1 pseudogene is annotated in these 1,419 nt (G+C 41.6%); it reads left to right on the top strand.

Going from position 1 to position 1,419, the window contains the following annotated elements:
* Window positions 1-1,419 (top strand): annotated as a pseudogene (locus tag ADG81_RS03515) (hypothetical protein); the annotation flags it as partial.

Below are 1,419 nucleotides of genomic sequence, written 5' to 3'. Positions count from 1 at the left end.
ATCGACACCAGCGCCAAAAGTGGAAGAGCCATCGACACCAGCGCCGAAAGCAGAAGAACCAGCGGCTTCAACATCGAAAGTAGAAGATTCAGAGGATTCAGCACCGAAAGTGGACGAGCCATCAGGAACAACACCGAAAGCGGACGAGCCATCAGGAACAACACCAAAAGCGGAAGAACCAGTGGCTTCAGCACCGAAAGACGATGAATCAGCTTCTTCGGTTGAATCTCCATCAACAGGTAATCATTCAGAAGAGTCTGGAACACCATCTGCAACTCCTACAGGTGATTCAACAGCTACCCAACCAAGTGATTCAACATCGTCACCGGTAACCCCAAGTGAAGAAGCACCGGTCACATCAGGCGAGTCTAATTCTGCTACACAGCCAGCTGGAGAATCAGGTAAATCTGAAACAACTGCAGAATCTTCAAATACTCCATCTGCTGAAGCTACAAATGATTCAGGGACTGCAGCAACATCAACTCCGACTCCAGAAGCATCAACTTCAGAGCCAAAATCAGAAGAAGAACTTAAGAAGGAAGAAACCTTGAAGTCAGCTAAAAAGGAGAGCATAGATGATAATATCGGTGAAGTTGTTAAAATAAAAGCAGATGCGATTGAAAAAGTTACTGATGCAGATGAAAAGGCAAGATTAAAAGAAGCATTAAAGACGTTACAAGATAAAGCAATAGAAGAAATTAACAAAGCAAAAGACGATGAAGAAGTAGCTACTGTTACAGAAAAATATCAAAATGAAATCAATGCATTGGATGTTCCAGGTGAAGAAGTTTCAAGTCCGAATTATGGTAGAGAAGGCTTGACCAATAATGGTCCTGGTGGAACTACTATTGACAATGGAAGCACAGCGATTGGTCATGGTGCAAGTGGGACTTCCAGATCAGCAGTAGCATCTCCAACACAACCTTCTTCAACTTCAGAAGGGGCTTCAAGTTTTAGAAATGCTCCATCAGTTCAAGCAAGAGCAAGAAGAGTAGCACGTTCAACATCAGAACCAGATGGAACTGTAAATATTAGCTATAACTTCGCTGGAATGCCAGATATTCATGGTTTCCTATCTGACCCAGGAGAAGATAACACTGTTACAATTCCTGCTGGAACGAGTGAAGCACAGGCAAAAGAATTAGTAAAAGAAAAAATTCAAGCCAAGATAAAAGACCTAGCTGCTAGAGGGTATTATGTGAAAAATGACATTATTTTTGAACAAGATACTACTGTGAAAAATTATAACTACGTTGTCACATTCACTAAGGAGGCTACAGGAACTTCAGGTTTCAGAATGGCTCCAGCAGTTCAACCACGCGCTAGCAGAAATCGTAGAAGTCTAGAACAGCCAGCTCCTCAAAAGGTCAAAGTAAATGTATTTTATAACTTTGATAAAATGAAAGATATTGCAGGTTT

Origin of the sequence: Streptococcus pseudopneumoniae (genome assembly GCF_001070815.1) — a bacterium.
In the GTDB taxonomy this organism is placed as follows: domain Bacteria; phylum Bacillota; class Bacilli; order Lactobacillales; family Streptococcaceae; genus Streptococcus; species Streptococcus pseudopneumoniae_P.
This window is presented reverse-complemented; position numbering and strand designations above follow the sequence as displayed.